The 17,271-nt window shown below is 71.5% G+C and carries 23 protein-coding genes; 8 read left to right on the forward strand and 15 right to left on the reverse strand.

Features of this window, described 5'->3' with window-relative positions:
- Nucleotides 1-40: 40 nt before the first annotated feature.
- The 6 genes from LWP59_RS30400 to LWP59_RS30425 form a co-directional block, all read right to left on the reverse strand.
- Nucleotides 41-217 (reverse strand): hypothetical protein, encoded by a 177-nt coding sequence (locus tag LWP59_RS30400; protein WP_186383623.1) that lies wholly within the window; start codon nucleotides 215-217, stop codon nucleotides 41-43.
- A 174-nt stretch (nucleotides 218-391) separates the two neighbouring features.
- Nucleotides 392-1,177 (reverse strand): tryptophan synthase subunit alpha, encoded by a 786-nt coding sequence (gene trpA, locus LWP59_RS30405; protein WP_144645685.1) that lies wholly within the window; start codon nucleotides 1,175-1,177, stop codon nucleotides 392-394.
- On the reverse strand, nucleotides 1,174-2,406 hold the full coding sequence (trpB, locus tag LWP59_RS30410) for a tryptophan synthase subunit beta (RefSeq protein WP_373299965.1): 1,233 nt from the start codon (nucleotides 2,404-2,406) through the stop codon (nucleotides 1,174-1,176). The genes trpA and trpB overlap by 4 nt, the downstream gene beginning before the upstream one ends.
- Nucleotides 2,385-3,194 carry an indole-3-glycerol phosphate synthase TrpC gene (trpC, locus tag LWP59_RS30415; RefSeq protein WP_144645689.1) on the reverse strand — a complete coding sequence of 270 codons (810 nt, stop codon included), beginning with the start codon at nucleotides 3,192-3,194 and terminating at the stop codon, nucleotides 2,385-2,387. Before trpC ends, trpB begins: the two co-directional genes overlap by 22 nt.
- 219 nt (nucleotides 3,195-3,413) lie before the next feature.
- A complete protein-coding gene (locus tag LWP59_RS30420; protein ID WP_144645691.1) occupies nucleotides 3,414-3,959 on the reverse strand; it encodes a Trp biosynthesis-associated membrane protein in 546 nt (181 codons plus the stop codon).
- A complete protein-coding gene (locus LWP59_RS30425; protein ID WP_144645693.1) occupies nucleotides 3,937-5,508 on the reverse strand; it encodes an anthranilate synthase component I in 1,572 nt (523 codons plus the stop codon). The genes LWP59_RS30420 and LWP59_RS30425 overlap by 23 nt, the downstream gene beginning before the upstream one ends.
- Nucleotides 5,509-5,603: 95 nt before the next feature.
- Here LWP59_RS30425 and LWP59_RS30430 point away from each other — a divergent pair, with 95 nt between their 5' ends.
- Entirely contained in the window at nucleotides 5,604-6,233 is a 630-nt protein-coding gene (locus LWP59_RS30430; protein WP_144645695.1) for a TetR/AcrR family transcriptional regulator, read from the forward strand.
- A gap of 10 nt (nucleotides 6,234-6,243) precedes the next feature.
- Here the strand turns inward: LWP59_RS30430 and LWP59_RS30435 are convergent, their stop codons facing one another.
- The 4 genes from LWP59_RS30435 to hisF all read right to left on the reverse strand — a co-directional run bounded on the left by LWP59_RS30435 (nucleotide 6,244) and on the right by hisF (nucleotide 8,278).
- The gene (locus LWP59_RS30435) at nucleotides 6,244-6,543 is read right to left on the reverse strand and encodes a hypothetical protein (protein ID WP_144645697.1); all 300 of its coding nucleotides are present in this window, start codon (nucleotides 6,541-6,543) and stop codon (nucleotides 6,244-6,246) included.
- 228 nt (nucleotides 6,544-6,771) lie between these two features.
- A complete protein-coding gene (hisI, locus tag LWP59_RS30440) occupies nucleotides 6,772-7,128 on the reverse strand; it encodes a phosphoribosyl-AMP cyclohydrolase (RefSeq protein WP_144645699.1) in 357 nt (118 codons plus the stop codon).
- Nucleotides 7,125-7,508, reverse strand: a complete 384-nt coding sequence (locus tag LWP59_RS30445) for a hypothetical protein (RefSeq protein WP_144645701.1) — start codon at nucleotides 7,506-7,508, stop codon at nucleotides 7,125-7,127. Before LWP59_RS30445 ends, hisI begins: the two co-directional genes overlap by 4 nt.
- Nucleotides 7,505-8,278, reverse strand: coding sequence for an imidazole glycerol phosphate synthase subunit HisF (gene hisF, locus LWP59_RS30450; RefSeq protein ID WP_144645703.1), 774 nt, complete (start codon nucleotides 8,276-8,278; stop codon nucleotides 7,505-7,507). Before hisF ends, LWP59_RS30445 begins: the two co-directional genes overlap by 4 nt.
- A 37-nt stretch (nucleotides 8,279-8,315) precedes the next feature.
- On the opposite strand from hisF, the gene LWP59_RS30455 reads away from it, so the two are divergent.
- From LWP59_RS30455 to LWP59_RS30475, 5 genes are read left to right on the forward strand one after another with little or no spacing between them, the layout of a single operon-like run.
- Complete coding sequence (locus LWP59_RS30455; RefSeq protein WP_144645705.1) at nucleotides 8,316-8,888, forward strand: TetR/AcrR family transcriptional regulator; 573 nt, start codon at nucleotides 8,316-8,318, stop codon at nucleotides 8,886-8,888.
- A gap of 9 nt (nucleotides 8,889-8,897) precedes the next feature.
- Nucleotides 8,898-9,719, forward strand: coding sequence for a DMT family transporter (locus LWP59_RS30460; protein WP_144645707.1), 822 nt, complete (start codon nucleotides 8,898-8,900; stop codon nucleotides 9,717-9,719).
- A gap of 33 nt (nucleotides 9,720-9,752) precedes the next feature.
- Entirely contained in the window at nucleotides 9,753-10,478 is a 726-nt protein-coding gene (locus LWP59_RS30465) for an ABC transporter ATP-binding protein (protein ID WP_144645709.1), read from the forward strand.
- Nucleotides 10,475-11,209, forward strand: a complete 735-nt coding sequence (locus LWP59_RS30470) for an ABC transporter permease (protein ID WP_144645711.1) — start codon at nucleotides 10,475-10,477, stop codon at nucleotides 11,207-11,209. Before LWP59_RS30465 ends, LWP59_RS30470 begins: the two co-directional genes overlap by 4 nt.
- 19 nt (nucleotides 11,210-11,228) lie before the next feature.
- The gene (locus LWP59_RS30475; protein ID WP_144645713.1) at nucleotides 11,229-11,612 is read left to right on the forward strand and encodes a PPOX class F420-dependent oxidoreductase; all 384 of its coding nucleotides are present in this window, start codon (nucleotides 11,229-11,231) and stop codon (nucleotides 11,610-11,612) included.
- A gap of 680 nt (nucleotides 11,613-12,292) precedes the next feature.
- Here LWP59_RS30475 and priA read toward each other — a convergent pair.
- Entirely contained in the window at nucleotides 12,293-13,024 is a 732-nt protein-coding gene (gene priA / locus LWP59_RS30480) for a bifunctional 1-(5-phosphoribosyl)-5-((5-phosphoribosylamino)methylideneamino)imidazole-4-carboxamide isomerase/phosphoribosylanthranilate isomerase PriA (protein WP_144646264.1), read from the reverse strand.
- Nucleotides 13,025-13,047: 23 nt separating this feature from the next.
- On the reverse strand, nucleotides 13,048-13,677 hold the full coding sequence (hisH, locus tag LWP59_RS30485; RefSeq protein ID WP_186383660.1) for an imidazole glycerol phosphate synthase subunit HisH: 630 nt from the start codon (nucleotides 13,675-13,677) through the stop codon (nucleotides 13,048-13,050).
- 112 nt (nucleotides 13,678-13,789) lie between these two features.
- Here hisH and LWP59_RS30490 point away from each other — a divergent pair, with 112 nt between their 5' ends.
- On the forward strand, nucleotides 13,790-14,170 hold the full coding sequence (locus LWP59_RS30490) for a hypothetical protein (RefSeq protein WP_144646266.1): 381 nt from the start codon (nucleotides 13,790-13,792) through the stop codon (nucleotides 14,168-14,170).
- Between the two features lie 84 nt (nucleotides 14,171-14,254).
- On the opposite strand, the gene LWP59_RS30495 is transcribed toward LWP59_RS30490, so the two are convergent.
- Entirely contained in the window at nucleotides 14,255-15,145 is an 891-nt protein-coding gene (locus LWP59_RS30495; protein WP_144646274.1) for a transketolase family protein, read from the reverse strand.
- Nucleotides 15,146-15,157: 12 nt separating this feature from the next.
- Nucleotides 15,158-15,844, reverse strand: a complete 687-nt coding sequence (locus LWP59_RS30500) for a thiamine pyrophosphate-dependent enzyme (protein WP_144646268.1) — start codon at nucleotides 15,842-15,844, stop codon at nucleotides 15,158-15,160.
- A gap of 53 nt (nucleotides 15,845-15,897) precedes the next feature.
- Here LWP59_RS30500 and soxR point away from each other — a divergent pair, with 53 nt between their 5' ends.
- Nucleotides 15,898-16,359: a redox-sensitive transcriptional activator SoxR gene (gene soxR / locus LWP59_RS30505; protein ID WP_144646270.1), complete on the forward strand. Its 462-nt coding sequence runs from the start codon at nucleotides 15,898-15,900 to the stop codon at nucleotides 16,357-16,359.
- Here soxR and LWP59_RS41235 read toward each other — a convergent pair.
- Nucleotides 16,331-17,260 carry a DUF2695 domain-containing protein gene (locus tag LWP59_RS41235; protein WP_191334876.1) on the reverse strand — a complete coding sequence of 310 codons (930 nt, stop codon included), beginning with the start codon at nucleotides 17,258-17,260 and terminating at the stop codon, nucleotides 16,331-16,333. The two genes, soxR and LWP59_RS41235, sit on opposite strands and share 29 nt — an antisense overlap.
- Nucleotides 17,261-17,271: the final 11 nt, after the last annotated feature.

Genomic DNA, 17,271 nt, shown 5'->3' on the forward strand with positions numbered 1-17,271 from the left:
CCGGTAACGGGCCGGTGTGAAGCCCGTGCCAGGGGGCGTCCTAGGGCCGGGATCCCGGCCCGTTGAGGACCGCGGAGCCCGCGGCGAGCACGCAGCCGACACCGAAGATCACCGTCAGCCACACCGGTCCGCCGCGAAGCCCGTTCCAGATCCCGGCGGCGGCCATCAGCACGGCCATGACGATGTTGCGAACCTGCAGGGGTGACGGCTTGGCCATGCCCGCCAGCCTTTCACGGGGCCGCGGGCGCTGCGCGAGAGGCCTCGGCCGGGGCATGGCCAGTGCGAGCGGCGCCGGGTGCGGGCACGTCCGAGCGCCGCCGGGGACGGGTCAGTACTGCCAGGCGACGCGGACGCCCCTCGAGGTTATGAGTGCCGCCCGAGTGCCAGGCAGTCAGGCCGCCACGGGCTGCCGCACGCCTTCCGCCAGCTCCGCGCTCAACGCGCGCACCGCCTCGGCGCCCTCTGCGGCCTTCGTCACCAGCGCGGACCCGACGATCACCGCGTCCGCGAAGCCCGCGACCTCCGCCGCCTGCTCCCGCGACCGGACGCCGAGCCCGACCCCGACCGGCAGGTCCGTGTGCGCCCGCGTCCGGCGGACCAGCTCCGCCGCGCCGGCGCCGACCTTGTCCCGCGCTCCGGTCACGCCCATGACGGCCGTCGCGTACAGGAAACCCGAAGCCGCTCGCGCGGTCAGGTCGATCCGCTCCTCCGACGAGGAGGGCGCCACCAGGAAGATCCGGTCCAGGCCGTGCTCGGCCGACGCGGTCATCCACTCGGCGGCCTCGTCGGGGATCAGGTCGGGGGTGATCATGCCCAGCCCGCCCGCGGCCGCGAGGTCGCGCGCGAAACGGTCCACGCCGTAGCGGTGCACCGGGTTCCAGTAGGTCATGACGACGGCGTGGCCACCGCGGGACGACACCGACTCGACGACCTCGAACAGCTGCTTGAGCCGGAACCCCTGCTTGAGAGCGGTGTCCGCGGCGAGCTGGATCGTCGGGCCGTCCATCACCGGGTCCGAGTACGGCATGCCGACCTCGACGAGGTCGGTGCCGCCGTCGATCATCGCCGCGAGCATGTCCTTCGAGCCCTCGACGCTCGGGTAACCGGCAGGCAGGTACCCGACCAGCGCGGCACGTCCCTCGCTGCGGGTCCGGGCGAACAGTTCCTGCAAACTCACTTGTCCACCAACCCGAACCACTTCGCCGCCGTGTCCATGTCCTTGTCGCCGCGCCCGGACAGGTTGACCAGGATCAGCGCCTCGCGGCCGAGCTCCTGGCCCAGCTGGATCGCGCCGGCAAGCGCGTGCGCGGACTCGATCGCCGGGATGATGCCCTCGGTCCGCGAGAGGAGCTTCAGCGCGTCCATCGCCTGCGCGTCGGTGATCGGCCGGTACTCCGCGCGCCCGCTGTCCTTGAGCCACGCGTGCTCCGGCCCGACACCCGGGTAGTCCAGGCCGGCGGAGATGGAGTGCGACTCCATCGTCTGGCCGTCCTCGTCCTGCAGCAGGTAGGACATCGCGCCGTGCAGGTTGCCGGGGGTGCCCTTGGTCAGCGTGGCGCCGTGGCGCCCGGTTTCGACGCCGTCCCCGCCGGGCTCCAGGCCGACGAGCCGGACGTCCGGGTCGTCGATGAAGCCGTGGAAGATGCCGATGGCGTTGGACCCGCCGCCGACGCAGGCGGCCACGGCGTCGGGCAGTCTGCCGGTCTGCTCCAGGACCTGCGCCCTGGCCTCCTCGCCGATGACCTTGTGGAAGTTGCGCACCATCGTCGGGAACGGGTACGGGCCCGCCGCGGTGCCGAACAGGTAGTGCGTGCTGTCGGCGTTGGTGACCCAGTCGCGCAGCGCCTCGTTGATCGCGTCCTTGAGCGTGCGGGACCCGGTCTTGACCGGGATCACCTCGGCGCCCAGCAGCCGCATCCGCGCCACGTTCAGCGCCTGGCGCTGGGTGTCGACCTCGCCCATGTAGACCACGCAGTCGAGATCCAGCAGCGCGCAGGCCGTGGCCGTGGCCACGCCGTGCTGGCCGGCGCCGGTCTCGGCGATGACCCGCTTCTTGCCCATCCGCTTGGTGAGCAACGCCTGGCCCAGCACGTTGTTGATCTTGTGAGAGCCGGTGTGGTTGAGGTCCTCGCGCTTGAGGAAGATCCGTGCGCCGCCGGCGTGCTCGCCGAAGCGCGCGGCCTCGGTCAGCAGGCTGGGGCGGCCCGCGTAGTCACGCAGCAGCCGTTTGAACTCGTTGACGAACTCGGGATCGGCACGGGCCTTGTCGTACTCCGTGGCCACCTCGTCGACGACCCCGATCAGCGCCTCCGGCATGAACCGGCCGCCGTAGGGGCCGTAGTAGCCGCGCTCGTCGGGGTCGTGCTCGGTGCGCTCGGTGGCGGTCATCGGCTCGGCCTCGGACACGCCGGGTGCGAACCCGCGGTGACGAGCTTGATCAGCGAGCCCTTCGGGTCACCGGAGGCGACCAGGCCCTCGCCGACCAGCACGGCGTCGGCACCGTGGCCGGCGTAGGCCATCAGGTCACCGGGGCCGCGGACGCCGGACTCGGCGACCTTCGTCACGTCGAACGGCAGCCCGGGCGCGAGCCTGCCGAACACGTCGCGGTCCACCTCGAGGGTGTGCAGGTTGCGGGCGTTGATGCCGATGACCTGAGCGCCGGCCTCCAGCGCGCGGTCGGCCTCCTCGGCGTTGTGCACCTCGACCAGCGCGGCCATGCCCAGCGACTCGACCCGGTCCAGCAGCGAGACCAGGGCGTTCTGCTCCAGCGCCGCCACGATCAGCAGCACCATGTCGGCACCGTGCGCGCGGGCCTCGTGCACCTGGTAGGGGCTGACCACGAAGTCCTTGCGCAGCAGCGGGACGTCGACCACCGCCCGCACGGCGTCGAAGTCGGCCAGCGAACCGCCGAAACGGCGCTGCTCGGTGAGCACGCTGATGACGCGCGCACCGGCCTCCTCGTAGTCCTTGGCCAGTCCGGCCGGGTCGGCGATCTGCGCCAGTTCGCCCTTCGACGGGCTGCGGCGCTTGACCTCGGCGATCACGCCGATCGACGACTCGCGCAGCGCGCCGGCGGCGTCCCTCGGCGGGGCGGCCTTGGCGGCGAGGACCTTGAGCTCGTCGAACGGCAGTGCCTTCTCGCGCTCGGCGAGATCGGCGCGGACACCGGCGATGATTTCTTCGAGAACGCTCACCAGGTGCCCCCGTCCCCGGGCGCATCCGGATTTTCACTCGAAAGCTGGCTCACAAACACCTTCCCCTTCCCGCAGAAAAGATGCTAACCCGCGCACAATCACGGGCCGGTTCCGGGTCGAACATGCCTTGGCAGCTGTGAAAGTCACCAGCGTGGCATCGGCTGCCACCGGACAGGCCACTTCCCGCCACCACCTCGACGTGCACGTTGCGCGTGGCTGTTACCGGTCAGTTGGGTCTTCGCCTTCGGAGAGCGCCTCCCACAGTTCCGTGTCGGGGTCACGGGCGGTCTTCTGCCCGCTCGGTGCCGCATAGCGTGCGCCGAGTCGCGGCATCGCACCGGCGTTCTTGATTGCCATCAACCCGCCGAGGAGCACGAGAATTCCCCCGAGCAACGCGAGCCCGCGACCGGTGAACACCTGCCAGACCGGCGCGCCGGCCGGGAAGCCGCCGAAGGACACCCCGTCCACCGCGATCCAGCAGGCCCAGAGGCCGGCGACGGCGAGGATCACGCCGAGGACCCGCCGGGGCCAGCCACCGGTGGCGATCGATCCCGCCACCCCCGCCACGCCGAGCAGGGCCAGCGGCACCAGCGCGCCCGAGTGCTGCGCGCCGGTCTGGGTCTCGAGCAGCGTCCCGCGCACGCCCGCCTCGCGCAGCTGTGCGGACCAGACGAGGCGGGACGCGCCCCACAGCGCCGCCGCTCCGAGGAGCAGCGTCACGACGACCGTCCACAGTGGACGTTTACTGGGCGTTGGCGGCGTCATCGGCGGGATCCAGCGCCCGGGCGGGCGCCATGGTCTGCGCGGCGGCGATCGCGGAGAGCACCGTGCGCGCCTTGTTGAGGGATTCGGTGTCCTCGTAGTCGGCGACCGAGTCGGCGACGACGCCACCGCCCGCCTGGACGTAGGCGGTGCCCTGGTGCAGCAGTGCGGTGCGGATGGCGATGGCCGTGTCCGCGTCGCCGGCGAAGTCGAGGTAACCCACGACACCGCCGTAGAGACCGCGGCGGACGGGCTCGAGCTCCTCGATCAGCTGCATGGCCCGGACCTTCGGGGCACCGGAGAGGGTACCGGCGGGAAAGCACGCGGTGACGGCGTCGAAGGCCGTGGCATCGGGGCGCAGCTCGCCGGTGACGGTGGAGACGATGTGCATCACGTGGCTGTAGCGCTCGATGGTGAAGAAGTCGACCACCCGCACGGTGCCGGGCGCGCAGACCTTGCCCAGGTCGTTGCGGCCCAGGTCCACCAGCATCAGGTGCTCGGCGCGCTCCTTCTCGTCGGCCAGCAGGTCCTTGGCCAGCTGCGCGTCCTCTTCGGGGTCCACCCCCCGCCACCGGGTGCCGGCGATGGGATGGGTGGTGGCTCGCCCGTCGCGCACGGTCACCAGCGACTCGGGGCTGGAGCCGACGATGTCGAACCCGTCCAGCCGCAGCAGGTACATGTACGGGCTGGGGTTGGAGGTGCGCAGCACGCGGTAGATGTCCAGCGCGTCCGCGTGCGTCTCGATCTCGAACCGTTGCGAGGGTACGACCTGGAACGCTTCCCCGGCCTTGATCGCCTCCACCGCGGTCTCCACCGCCCGGTGGTAGTCCTCCTTCGTCCGGTGCCGCCGGAACTCCGGCGCCGGGCGGGAGAACACCGCGGTGGTGGACGGGGCGTGGGCGCGCAGCTGCTCGGTCATCCGCTCCAGGCGGCGCACGGCGTCGTCATAGGCGGCGTCCACGCGCTCTGGGGTGTTGTCCCAGTTGACGGCGTTCGCGATCAGCGTGACGGTGCCCTCGTGGTGGTCCACCGCGGCCAGGTCGGTGGCCAGCAGCATCGTCACCTCGGGGATGTCGAGGTCCTTCTCCGCCAGCTCGGGCAGCCGCTCCAGCCAGCGCACCGAGTCGTAGCCCAGATAGCCGACCATGCCCCCGGTCAGCGGCGGCATGCCCGGCAACGGCTCCGTGTGCAGCGCCTCGACTGTGGCACGCAACACCTGCAACGGGTTTCCCTCGGTGGGCAGCCCGACGGGAGGAGTGCCCTCCCACACCGCCTTCCCGTCCCGAACGGTCAGCACCGCGGGGCTGTGCACGCCGATGAACGACCACCGCGACCACGACTGCCCGTTCTCCGCCGACTCGAACAGGAACGTTCCCGGCCGGTCGCCCGCCAGCTTGCGGTACACCCCCACCGGGGTCTCGCCGTCGGCCAGCAGCCGCCGCACCACCGGGATGACCCGGCGGTCCTCGGCCAGCGCACGGAACTCGTCCCGGGACGGGCTCACCGCACCGAGGCCGCCCGGGGCGGAATTCGCGGAATGGACAGTCACCATGCGATCCATTGTGCCGCTGTCCGCTTCCGCGACCCGCACCGGGCAGTAATTCATGACTCGTTGAATTCTGCCCAGCGACGAGTCATGATGGAGCGATGAGCACGGCTGAACCACCGAAGACCGGCAAGCGGCGCGGCCGCCGCCCCGCGGGGCAGGACACCCGGGCCGCGCTGCTCGACGCCGCCCGCGCCGTGTTCTCCGAGAACGGCTACGAGGGTGCCACGGTGCGCGCCATCGCCGCCAGGGCGGGCGTCGACGCGGCCATGGTGAACCACTGGTTCGGCGGCAAGGATTCCCTCTTCGCCCAGGCCGTGCTCCAGCTGCCGTTCGACCCCCAGGAGATCGTCGGCATGCTGCTCGACGGCGACCTCGAGACGCTCGGCGAGCGCATCGTCCGGCGGTTCGTGTCCGTCTGGGACTCGAGCGCCGGCGGCACGTTCCCCGCGCTGGTGCGCAGTCTCGCCAGCCACGACCAGGCGGCGATCGGGCTGCGGGACTTCCTGATCGAGAACATCCTCGACCGGATCATGACCCGCATCGAGGCGGACCACCCCCAGCTGCGCGCCACCCTGTGCGCCTCCCAGCTGATCGGCATCGGCATGGTGCGCTACGTCGCCCGGTTCGAACCGCTCGGTTCGGCGGATGTCGAAACCGTGGTGGCCGCGGTAGCGCCGACCCTGCAGCGCTACCTCACCGGCGACCTCGGTTCCGTGCGTTCGAATTGACCCCCTGGCTTCACACGGCGGTTTTCTCCGTGGACAGACCGAGCCTGCGCATCGCGCGGTCGACGTCGTTCACGTGCTCCACCGCGATGCGTTCCGCGGCACGCACGGAGAACAGCGTGGCGTCGAGCAGTTGACGCAGATCGGCGGCGTCCGTTGTGGACAGTTCTCCGGGGTTGTCCATGTCCGCGCGCATGACCTCCTCAACGGCGGACTCGACCAGCACGAGGTCGTTCATCGTGTCGTCGAGCCGGTCCACCAACTGCCGCGCCCTACCGCGCAATTGTTCGTAATAGAGCCTGGTATCGCTCATTGCCTCACCTTTCGGAAGTCGGGAAACGTCTTGTCCCCCAATACAGTTCCGAACATCGTCAGGCTTGGCAACGAATCAGACAACGAGATCCGAAGTTCACCCGGAAGATCGATTTCAGCGCCTTACCAAGCGGCCAGAAGGAGGCCGAACCGATCAACAGAAGCCGACCTACATTCCGCGCCGGCCGTGGCTGACGGTCGGCCCGGTCACGATCGGCACAGTACGCGGTCAACCGCGGTCGTCGGCGAGCAACAGTCTTTCGTCGGTGTCGAAGCAACTGCGGGTGTTCGTGTGGCACGCGGGGCCGGTCTGGTCGACCCGCACCAGCACCGTGTCGGCGTCGCAGTCGAGGCGCACCTCGCGCACGTGCTGCACGTGCCCGGAGGTCTCGCCCTTGACCCACAACTCCTTGCGGCTGCGGGAGTAGTAGGTGCCGCGGCGGGTGGTCAGCGTCCGTTCCAGCGCCTCGTCGTCCATCCACGCGACCATCAGCACGTCCGAGGTCGCGTGTTCGACGACCACGGCGCAGATCAGGCCGTCGGCGTTGCGCTTGAGGCGTGCGGCCAGCGCGGGGTCGAGACTCATGCCGCGTCTCCCAGCAGGTAACGGCGCATCGGGCCGGAGTTCAGCAGCACCCAGGTGTAGATGTAGCCCACGGCGAGCACCGCGGAGAACAGCTTGAACCACAACACCGCGCCGGCCAGCAGCAGGAACGCGTGCAGCAGCCCGAACAGCGCGGCCACCGCGAACCCGAAGAACCGCGACGACGGCATGCGCAGCGCGAGACCGCCCGCGACGAGGCCGCCGAAGATGACGCTCGCGACCGGCAGCAGCAGCGTGCGCGGCGAGGCCTCGGAGGTGGTCACGATGACGATGCCGAGCACCAGGTAGGCCAGGCCCAGCCCGACCAGCAGCACCGTCGCCGTCTTGACCTCGACCGCGACCTGCCAGGACTTGAGCTTCACCGGATCTCCACTCCGCCGGCGCGCAGGGTTTCCTTCACGTCGCCGATCTTCAACTGTCCGAAGTGGAACACACTCGCGGCGAGCACCGCGTCCGCACCGGCCCGCACGGCGGGCACGAAGTGCTCGACCGCGCCCGCCCCGCCGCTGGCGATCACCGGCACCCGGACGACCTTGCGGGTCAGCTCGATGAGCTCGAGGTCGAAGCCGTTCTTCGTGCCGTCGGCGTCCATCGAGTTGAGCAGGATCTCGCCGACGCCCAGCTCCTCACCCCGCGCGGCCCACTCGACCGCGTCGATCCCGGTGCCCTTGCGGCCGCCGTGGGTGGTCACCTCGAAGCCGGACGGGGTCGGCTCGCCGCCCTCGGGCACGCGGCGGGCGTCGACCGAGAGCACGATGCACTGGGCGCCGAACCGGCGCGACACCTCGTGCAGGAACTCCGGCCGCGCGATGGCGGCCGTGTTGATGCTCACCTTGTCCGCGCCCGCACGCAGCAGGCGGTCCACGTCGCCGCAGGTGCGCACGCCGCCGCCGACGGTGAGCGGGATGAAGACCTGCTCCGCGGTCCGGCGCACCACGTCGAAGGTGGTCTCGCGGTTGCCGCTGGACGCGGTGACGTCGAGGAAGGTCAGCTCGTCGGCGCCCTCGGCGTCGTACGCGCGCGCCAGCTCCACCGGGTCACCGGCGTCGCGCAGGTCCGCGAAGTTCACGCCCTTCACGACTCGGCCTGCGTCGACGTCCAGACAGGGAATCACCCTCACGGCTACGGACATATCCCCAGGATACTGGGGCCTTACTACGATCTGGCGCATGGCACGAGCGGGACGGCGGCCGGGGCCCACCGAGACGCGCGAGGAGATCCTCGCCGCAGCGCGGCGGCTGTTCGCCGAGCAGGGCTACGACGGCGCGACGATCCGCGGGATCGCCGCCGAGGCCGGGGTGAACGCGGCGCTGCTGCACCACTACTTCGGCACCAAGCAGCAGCTGTTCGTCGCGGCCATGAACCTGCCGGTGAACCCGGCAGAGGAGCTGCCCCGCCTGCTCGCGACCCCGGACGAGCAGACCGGCGAACGCGTTGTCCGGCTGTTCCTCAGCGTCTGGGGCGACGCGCGGGCACGGGCACCGTTCCTCGCGCTGCTGCGCTCGATCGCGGACAACGAGCAGGCGGCGACGATGATCCGGGAGTTCCTCACCAGTGCGGTGCTCAGCCGGATCGCCGAAGACCGGAGCGTGCCGCCGCTTCGTGCCGCGGCCGCCGCGGCACAGCTGGTCGGCCTCGTGATGCTGCGGTACGTACTGGAGATCCCGCCGCTGGCCACGGCGACCGACGACGAGATCGTCGCACTGGTCGCCCCCGCGATCCAGTACTACCTCTCTCCGTAGTGTGACGGAATGTGGTGGGGATGGGTGTTCGCCGTGGCCGCGGCCATGGCGTACGGGGTGGCGTCGGTGCTGCAGTCGGTCGCCGCGCGGGCGGTCGACGGGGGTGCGGGCGGGATCGACCCGCGGCTGCTCGTGCGCGTGTTCCGGCAGTGGCGCTACGTGCTCGGCACTGCCCTCGACGTGGTCGGGTTCCTCGCGCAGCTGGTCGCGTTGCGGGTGCTCCCGCTGTTCGCCGTACAGGCGGCACTGGCGGCGAGCCTCGCGGTGACGGCCGTCGCGGCGATCGCCATCGGCGCGCGGTTGCACGCGCGCGAGTGGGCCGCGGTGGTGCTCGTGTGCGCCGGGCTCGCGCTGCTCGGAGCGTCCGCGCAGGGCGAGGGGTCCGCTCCGGTCGGCTTCGGCTTCCACCTCGCGCTGCTGCTCGCGACGGCCGTGGTGGGCGTGGTCGGCGCGCTGGCCGGACGGGCGCCGGAGCGGGTGCGCAGTCCCGCGCTGGGCCTGGTCGCGGGACTGGAGTTCGCGCTGGTCGCGCTGGCCGGACGGATCATTTCGACGCACAGCCTGGGCGCGCTCCTGAGCGACCCCGCGACGTACGCGGTCGCGATCGCCGGAGTGCTCGGGATGCTCTTCTACGCCTCGGCGCTGCAGCGGGGCAGTGTGACGACGGCGACGGCGCTGATGGTGGTCGGCGAGACCGTGCTGCCGTCGGTGGTCGGGGTGCTCGCCCTCGGCGACACCACGCGCCCCGGGTTCGCCGTCGTCGCGATCGCCGGGTTCGCACTCGCCGTCGCGGCCGCGCTCGCGCTGGCGAGGTTCGGCGAAGTGTCTTGACCGCGCCTGTGCCTCACGCGCAGAATTAAACACATGACTAATTCAGCCGTCAGCGTGGACGGCCTCCGGGTGCGGCGGGGTGGCCGCGAGGTCGTGCGCGGGGTGAGCTTCGAGGTCGCGGCCGGCGCCGTGACCGGACTGCTCGGGCCGAGCGGCTGCGGCAAGACCACTGTCCTGCGCTCGATCGTCGGCGTGCAGGTCGTCGCGGGCGGCCGGGTGCAGGTGCTCGGTCATCCGGCGGGCAGCCCGCCGCTGCGCCGCAAGATCGGTTACGCCACCCAGAATCCCGCGGTCTACGCCGACCTGACGGTGACCGAGGCGCTGCGTTACTTCGCGGCAGTCCTGCGTGCCCCGGCGTCCGATGTGGACAAAGTGATCGACGCGGTGGGCCTGGGCCCGGAGGCGCACAGCCTCGTCGGCAACCTCTCCGGCGGGCAGCACACGCGCGCCAACCTCGCGGTGGCGTTGCTGGGCACGCCTGAGCTGCTGGTCCTCGACGAGCCCACCGTGGGGCTGGACCCGGTGCTGCGCGACTCGCTGTGGGAGCTGTTCCGGTCACTGGCCGCGACCGGCACCACCCTGCTGGTCTCGAGCCACGTGATGGACGAGGCCGCGCGCTGCGACCGGCTCCTGCTGATGCGCGACGGCCTGCTGCTGGCCGTGGACACCCCGGCCGGGCTGCGGGAACGCACCGGCTCGGCCGATCTGGAGCAGGCGTTCCTGCGCCTGATCCGCGAACAGGAGGCGGCGCGCTCATGAACCCCGCACTCGCACTGGCCACCGCCCGGCGGATCCTGACCCAGCTGCGGCACGACCCGCGCACGGTCGTGATGCTGGTCGTCGTGCCGTCGCTGCTGATGGTGCTGCTGCGGTACGTGCTCGCCTCGCCGCGGCTGTTCAACGCCACCGCGCCCGCGCTGCTGGGCGTCTTCCCGTTCCTGATCATGTTCCTGGTCACCTCGATCACCACCCTGCGCGAACGCACGAGCGCGACCCTCGAACGACTGATGACGATGCCGATCGGCCGGCTGGACCTGCTGTTCGGCTACGCACTGGCGTTCGGCGGCCTCGCCGTCCTGCAGGTCGGGGCGGCGACGGGCGTGTCGCTGGCGTGGCTCGACCTCGACATCCGCGGCTCGGTATGGCTGCTGCTGCTCATCGCGGTGCTCGACGCGTTGCTGGGGATGGCGCTCGGGCTGTTCGTGAGTGCCTTCGCCCGGACGGAGTTCCAGGCGATCCAGTTCATGCCGGTGTTCGTGCTGCCGCAGATCCTGCTGTGCGGGCTGTTCGCGGCCCGCGAGTCGATGGGCTGGGTGCTGCGCTGGCTGTCGAACGTGCTGCCGCTGTCCTACGCGGTGGAGGCGCTCGGCCGCGTCACCGGCTCGTCCACAGTGGACCTCGCGCTGGTGCGGGACCTGCTGGTCGTGGCCGGGTGCGCGCTGCTCGCGCTGGTGCTGGGCGCGGCGACGCTGCGCCGCCGGACGCCGTGATCGGCGCTACGGTGGCGCCATGGCATCCGGGATCGATGTGCTGAAGGACGAGAAGTACGTGCTGCTGACCACGTACCGCAAGGACGGCACCCCCGTGCCGACGCCCGTCTGGGCGGCCACGGACGGCGGCGAGCTGATGCTGTGGTCGGAGCGGAAGGCGGGCAAGGTCAAGCGCATCCGCCGGGACGGGACGGTGCGGGTCCAGGGCTGCGACCTTCGCGGGCGGCAGACGCACGGGCCCGAGGTGACAGGCACCGCGCGGTTGCTGGACGACGAGGGCACCGAGCGCGTGCGCCGCCTGATCGCCCGGAAGTACGGGCTCGTCGGGCGGGTGACGATGTTCTTCAGCCGCCTGCGCGGCCCGAAGGACCGCACCGTAGGCATCGCCGTCCGCGCCGCCTGACACCCCTCGCCGAGGGCGGGGGGTGTCGGTCGGGGGCGTCGGGGCGGTGGGGGCGGTGGGGTGGCGGGGCTGGGTGGCTGGCGGCGGTGTGGCGGACGGCGGTGTGGCGGTTGATGGCCGGCGGGCGGCGGGCACGCGGCGAGGGCTGGCTGGGCGGCGGGCGTCGGGCACGCGGGCGGCTGGCGGGTGGCCGAAGGGGCCGCCGGCGGATGGCTCCCCAGCGAGCAGCCGGGCGGGCGGCAAGCGCCTGGCCGACGGCGGCAGGCACCCTGGCGGACGGTCACAGGCGGGCGTCCCAACAGCCCACGGTCAAGCGGCCGCGGACGTGCCAGCGAACAGCCGAGCAGGCGGCAGGCGTCCTAACGAACCGCGGCCAAGCGGCCCGCGGGCGTCCCAGCGACAGCCCAGCAGGCACCCTGGCGGACGGCCACAGGCGGGCGTCCAACAGCCCACGGTCAAGCGGCCGCGGACGTGCCAGCGAACAGCCCGGCAGGCGCCCTGACGGACGGCGACAGGCAGGCGCCAACGAACTGCGGACAAGCAACCGTGGGCGTCCAGCGAGCAGCCCAGCGAGCGCCTTAAGGACAGCGACAGGCAGGCCTGCGACCAAGCGGCCGTGGCCGGGACGTAGACCTCCCAGCGAACCAGCCCAGTCGACAGCCGCCCGGAGGCCGGCCGTCCTAGCGGACGGCGGCCAGGGCCTCGGGCAGGGTGAACGCGCCCGCGTAGAGCGCCTTGCCGACGATCGAGCCCTCGACCCCGTCGCCGGACAGGGCCGCCAGCGCCCGCAGGTCGTCCAGGCTGGACACGCCGCCGGAGGCGATGACGGGCGCGTCGGTGCGGGCGGCGACCTCGCTGAGCAGCTCGATGTTCGGGCCCTTGAGCGTGCCGTCCTTGCTCACGTCGGTGACCACGTAGCGGGCGGCGCCGTCGCGGTCGAGCCGCTCCAGCACCTCCCACAGGTCGCCACCGTCCTGGGTCCAGCCGCGCGCGGCGAGCCGGTGCCCGGCGTCGGTGATGCGCACGTCCAAGCCGATCGCGACGCGGTCGCCGTAGGTGGAGACGGCCTTCGCGGTCCACTCCGGGTCCTCGAGCGCGGCGGTGCCCAGGTTCACCCGGCGGGCTCCGGTGGCCAGCGCCGCTTCCAGTGACTGATCGTCACGGATCCCGCCGGAAAGCTCGACCTGCACGTCCAGCCGCGCGACCACGCGGGCCAGCAGCTCGCGGTTCGAGCCCTTGCCGAACGCGGCGTCGAGGTCGACCAGATGGATCCACTCCGCCCCGTCGCGCTGCCAGGCCAGGGCCGCGTCCAGCGGGTCCCCGTAGGAGGTCTCGGTACCGGCTTCACCCTGGACGAGCCGGACGGCCTGGCCGTCGGCCACGTCCACGGCGGGAAGGAGCGTGAAAGTCACGCGGTCACTATAGGTGAGCCCTGTCAGAGGGTGCGCAGCCAGTTCTCCAGCAGGTGAGCCCCCGCATCGCCCGACTTCTCCGGGTGGAACTGGGTGGCCCACAACGCGCCGTTCTCCGCCGCGGCGACGAAATCCTCGCCGTGGTGGGCCCAGGTGACCTTGGGCTGCTGCCCGGGCAGGCCGGAGTCGAGCTCCCACTTGCGGGCGGCGTAGGAGTGCACGAAGTAGAAGCGGGCGTCAGAGTCCAGGCCGGCGAACAGCTGCGAGCCCTCCGGGGCCCGCACGGTGTTCCAGCCCATGTGCGGCACGACGTCCGCGTGCAGGCGGTCGACGGTGCCGGGCCACTCTCCGGTGCCCTTCGACTCCACGCCGTGCTCGACCCCGCGCTCGAAGAGGATCTGCATGCCGACACAGATGCCGAGCACCGGGCGGCCGCCGGCGAGCCGGGTGCCGATGATCTTCTCGCCACCCACCGAGAGCAGCCCCTCGATGCAGGCGGCGAACGCGCCCACGCCGGGCACGACCAGGCCGTCGGCCTCCAGCGCCGCATGCGGGTCCGCGGTCACCTCGACCTCGGCGCCGACGCGCTGCACGGCACGTTCGGCGGAGCGAAGGTTCCCGGAACCGTAATCCAAAATCACGACGCGAGTCACGACACCAGTTTAGGGTGGATGGCCAACGGCTTCCAACGACACCGAAAGTCCCGTTTGAACTCTCCCGTGTACGGGAATGATTTCCGCTGGGAGGCAGGCAAAGGGAGTGACAATGCCGTCGCAGAGCAGTTCGACGATGCGCCCCGGCCTCGAGGGCCGGGCCGCACCTGCCCGAAGAATCATCACACTGGCCGGTGAGCTCGCCGACGAGCTCGCCCATTTCGACGCCGACGAGCTGGAGGCGGCCGAGCTGCGCGGGCTGATGCGCGGGATGACCGGCACCGCCTCGGCGCTCACCCGGATCCTCGACCAGTTGCGCGAGTGCCCGACGCTCACCCAGCCCGAGAACGAGCTGGGGCTGGCGGCGCACCAGACGGTGCGCAGCGAGCTGGAGCAGGCAGCCGCCGCGGCCGAGGATCTGCGGGTGACCGCCGAGTCGTTGTGCCGGCTGTTGCCCGCGGACGCACTCACCCGGGCCGGCCTGACACCCTGAGCTCGCGCGGGGTGCTGGCGCCAGTTGCCTCAGCCCTGCCTTTCGCGCGTCCCGTGTTCGAACGGTCCGTACTCGTACTGCTACTCAGCGCTCGGCTCGGTCGTAGAAATCCTTCAGCGCGAATGTGAGGCCGGGGACGTCCAGCCCGTGCGCCGCGTCATGGTCGGCGGGCGTGCCGTAGAGCCGGACCTCGGCGTCCCGCCGGACGCCCAGCGAAAGCAGTCTGTGCGGTAGGTCGGCAAGCGCCTCCGTTACGTGGTGGGCGGAGGTGCCGGCCAGGTACGGCTCGACCAGCACCACGTCGGCGGACTCCCCGATCGCCGCCCGCAGAGCCTTCCCGTCGAAGGGACGGATCGTGTTCGCGTAGAGCACTGTCACGTCGAGGCCCTCGGTCGCGGGCAGCACGCGGTCCAGCACCGGCCCGACAGCCAGCACCACGCCGCGCCGCCCGTCCCGCAGCGTCTGGAAGCCCACGCCCAGATGTGGATGGGCGTTCGCCTGCACGCTCAGGCGCAGGTAGACGCTGCAGTCGCCGGGCAACGACTCGAGCAGCAGCCGCCGCGCCTCGGCCGGGTGGCCCGGGACGTACACGGTCCAGCCCGGCACCGTGTCCAGCAGCGCCACGTCGGCCGGCGACTGGTGCGTGCGGCCCGCGTACGACATGTCGTACGACGCGCCCGCGGACACGAGCACCGCGCCGACGCCCTGGTGCGTCAGGTCGAGCTTCACCTGCTCGTAGGGTCGTTCCACGAGGAACGGCGGGAACGAATGCGCCACCGGGCGCATTCCGGTCAGCGCCAGCCCCCCGGTCACGCCGATGAGCGTCTGCTCCCGGATCCCGACGTTGAGCACCCGGTCCGGATGCCGTCGCTGCGCCCGGGCCATGGACGCCGCGGAGATGTCGGCGAGCACCAGCACCAGCCGTGGGTCCGCCGCCAGCGCATCGTCCATTGTGGATAGAAAAGTCTCCCGCATGTCGGCCACGGCTCAACGCTCCTTCGGCTCGACGACGGCCACCACGCACAGCGGTTGCGCGGGATGCGGCGTGGTCAAGGCGTCATAGAGCGCGTCGTGGTCACGGCCGTCGACCCTGCGGGTGGCCCAGCCTTCGACGGCGAACCGGCGCTCGATCCCGCCGGGCCAGCCGTGGGTGGCCGACGAGTTGTCGATCACGACCGCGGTCAGCCGATCCATCGCCGCCCTGCCCGCGAGTGCGATCGCCTCGGCGTTCGACCCCTCGTCGAGTTCGGCGTCGCCGACGAGCACCACCACCTTCGCGTCGGTGATCCGCTGCGCGCGCAGCCCGAAGACCGTGCCGACCGCGAGCGCCAGCCCGTGGCCGAGCGAGCCGCTCGAGATCTCCACGCCAGGCACGCGCATCCGGTCCGGGTGCATGCCAAGGCGGGAGCCGACCGAGGTCCAGTCGTCGAGTTCGTCCGGGTCGAGGAAGCCCTTCGCGGCCAGCACCGCGTAGTAGGCCATCGGTCCGTGCCCCTTGGACAGCAGGAAACGGTCGCGCCGCGGGTCGTGCACCTTTTCCGGGGAGATGTCCAGCACGCGGTCGTAGAGCGCCCAGAGCACGTCCACAGTGGATCGAGCGGCCGCGGAGTGCTTCTCGTCCCCCGTCATCCGGGCGATCAGCGCGGACAGGTCCGGCTCGGTGGTGGTCGTCATACCGCCACGATGCAACCTCGACTTAGGTTTAAGTCAAGGCTACTCTGGCGGACGTGACCAAGCTTGCCGACCACCTCAGCATCGGACAGGTCTCGGAACGCAGCGGAGTGCCACACACCGCGCTGCGATTCTACGAGGACCGCGGCCTGATCTCCTCCGAGCGGTCCGCCGGCAACCAGCGCCGTTACTCGCGCACCGTCTTGCGCCGGATCGCGTTCATCCGTGCGGCGCAGCGGGTGGGCCTGAGCCTGGAGGAGATCAGCGCGGCGCTGGCCACGCTGCCCAGGGACCATGCCCCGACGAAGGCGGATTGGGCGCGGTTGTCGCGGAACTGGCAGGACGAGCTGGACGCGCGGATCGACGCGCTGCAGCGGCTGCGCGACAGGCTCACCGGTTGTGTCGGCTGCGGTTGTCTCTCCCTTCGGATGTGCGGCCTCTACAACCAGGACGACCAGATGGCCCGCTTCGGCCCCGGCGCGCGCCTGCTCAAACCGGTGGTGGAGGGCGGCGCGTAGGGCGGCAGGGTCTGGTGGACCCTCGCCGGACGCCGGCGCAGGGTTGCGGCGGGGCGGCGTGTGGTTGGGGTAGGGCGGCGGCGGTTCGGTGCTGGGGGTTGTTGGGCGGTCGTGGCACGGTGGCGCTGGTTGGGCGTGGTGGGGTGGCGGTTTCGGGTGGGGTGGCGGCGGGCTGGCGTGGGGCGGTCGCGGCGGTTTCGGGTGGCGCGGTGGCGGCGGTTTCGGGTGGCGCGGTGGCGGCGGTTTCGGGTGGCGCGGTGGCGGCGGTTCGATGTGGCGGGGTAGCGGCGGGTGACCTTAATGGGGTTGCGGCGGTTTGGGGTGGTGGGACTGCGGCGGTTTCGTGTGCCGGGGTTGCGGCAGTTTCGGGTGGCGCGGTGGCGGCGGCTTGGCGTGGCGTGGTGGCGCCCGGTTGGCGTGGCGGGACTGCGGCGGTTTGGCGTGGCAGGGTCGCGCCGGTTTCGGGCGACGTAGGCGCGGCGGTTGGGTGCGGTGGAGGGGCACCGGTTCGGAAGTGCTGGTCGTTCGGTGGTTGTGACGGGGGAACGTGCGAAGAAAGTGCGCCGGCTGGTTGTGGGGCGCCGTTGTGGGGTGGCTCGCGGTCGATCGGGTGTGGAGGGCGCGTCTCGGCCGGTCTTAGCTCGGTGTCGGACGGCGGGGCGGCGGCTGGGATATGGCGGCCACCGCCTGGTGGGGATTGTGCGGCGGCCATCGCGCAGTCGCAGCGGGCGGGGCTTTTCGCCACCGACGTCGCGCGGGGCGCACGGGCGTCGCGCCAGCGGAGGGTCCAGCGCAACGTGTTGTCACAGCCGAAATCTGCCAGCATCCGGGCCAGGTAACAGGGTAGGCATTCCCGCTCCAGCGGCGTAATCCACTGGTCGCGCAAGGTTCCGTGTTGCATGCTTCCTCCCA

This window comes from Amycolatopsis acidiphila, assembly GCF_021391495.1.
Taxonomy (GTDB): Bacteria; Actinomycetota; Actinomycetes; order Mycobacteriales; family Pseudonocardiaceae; genus Amycolatopsis_E; species Amycolatopsis_E acidiphila.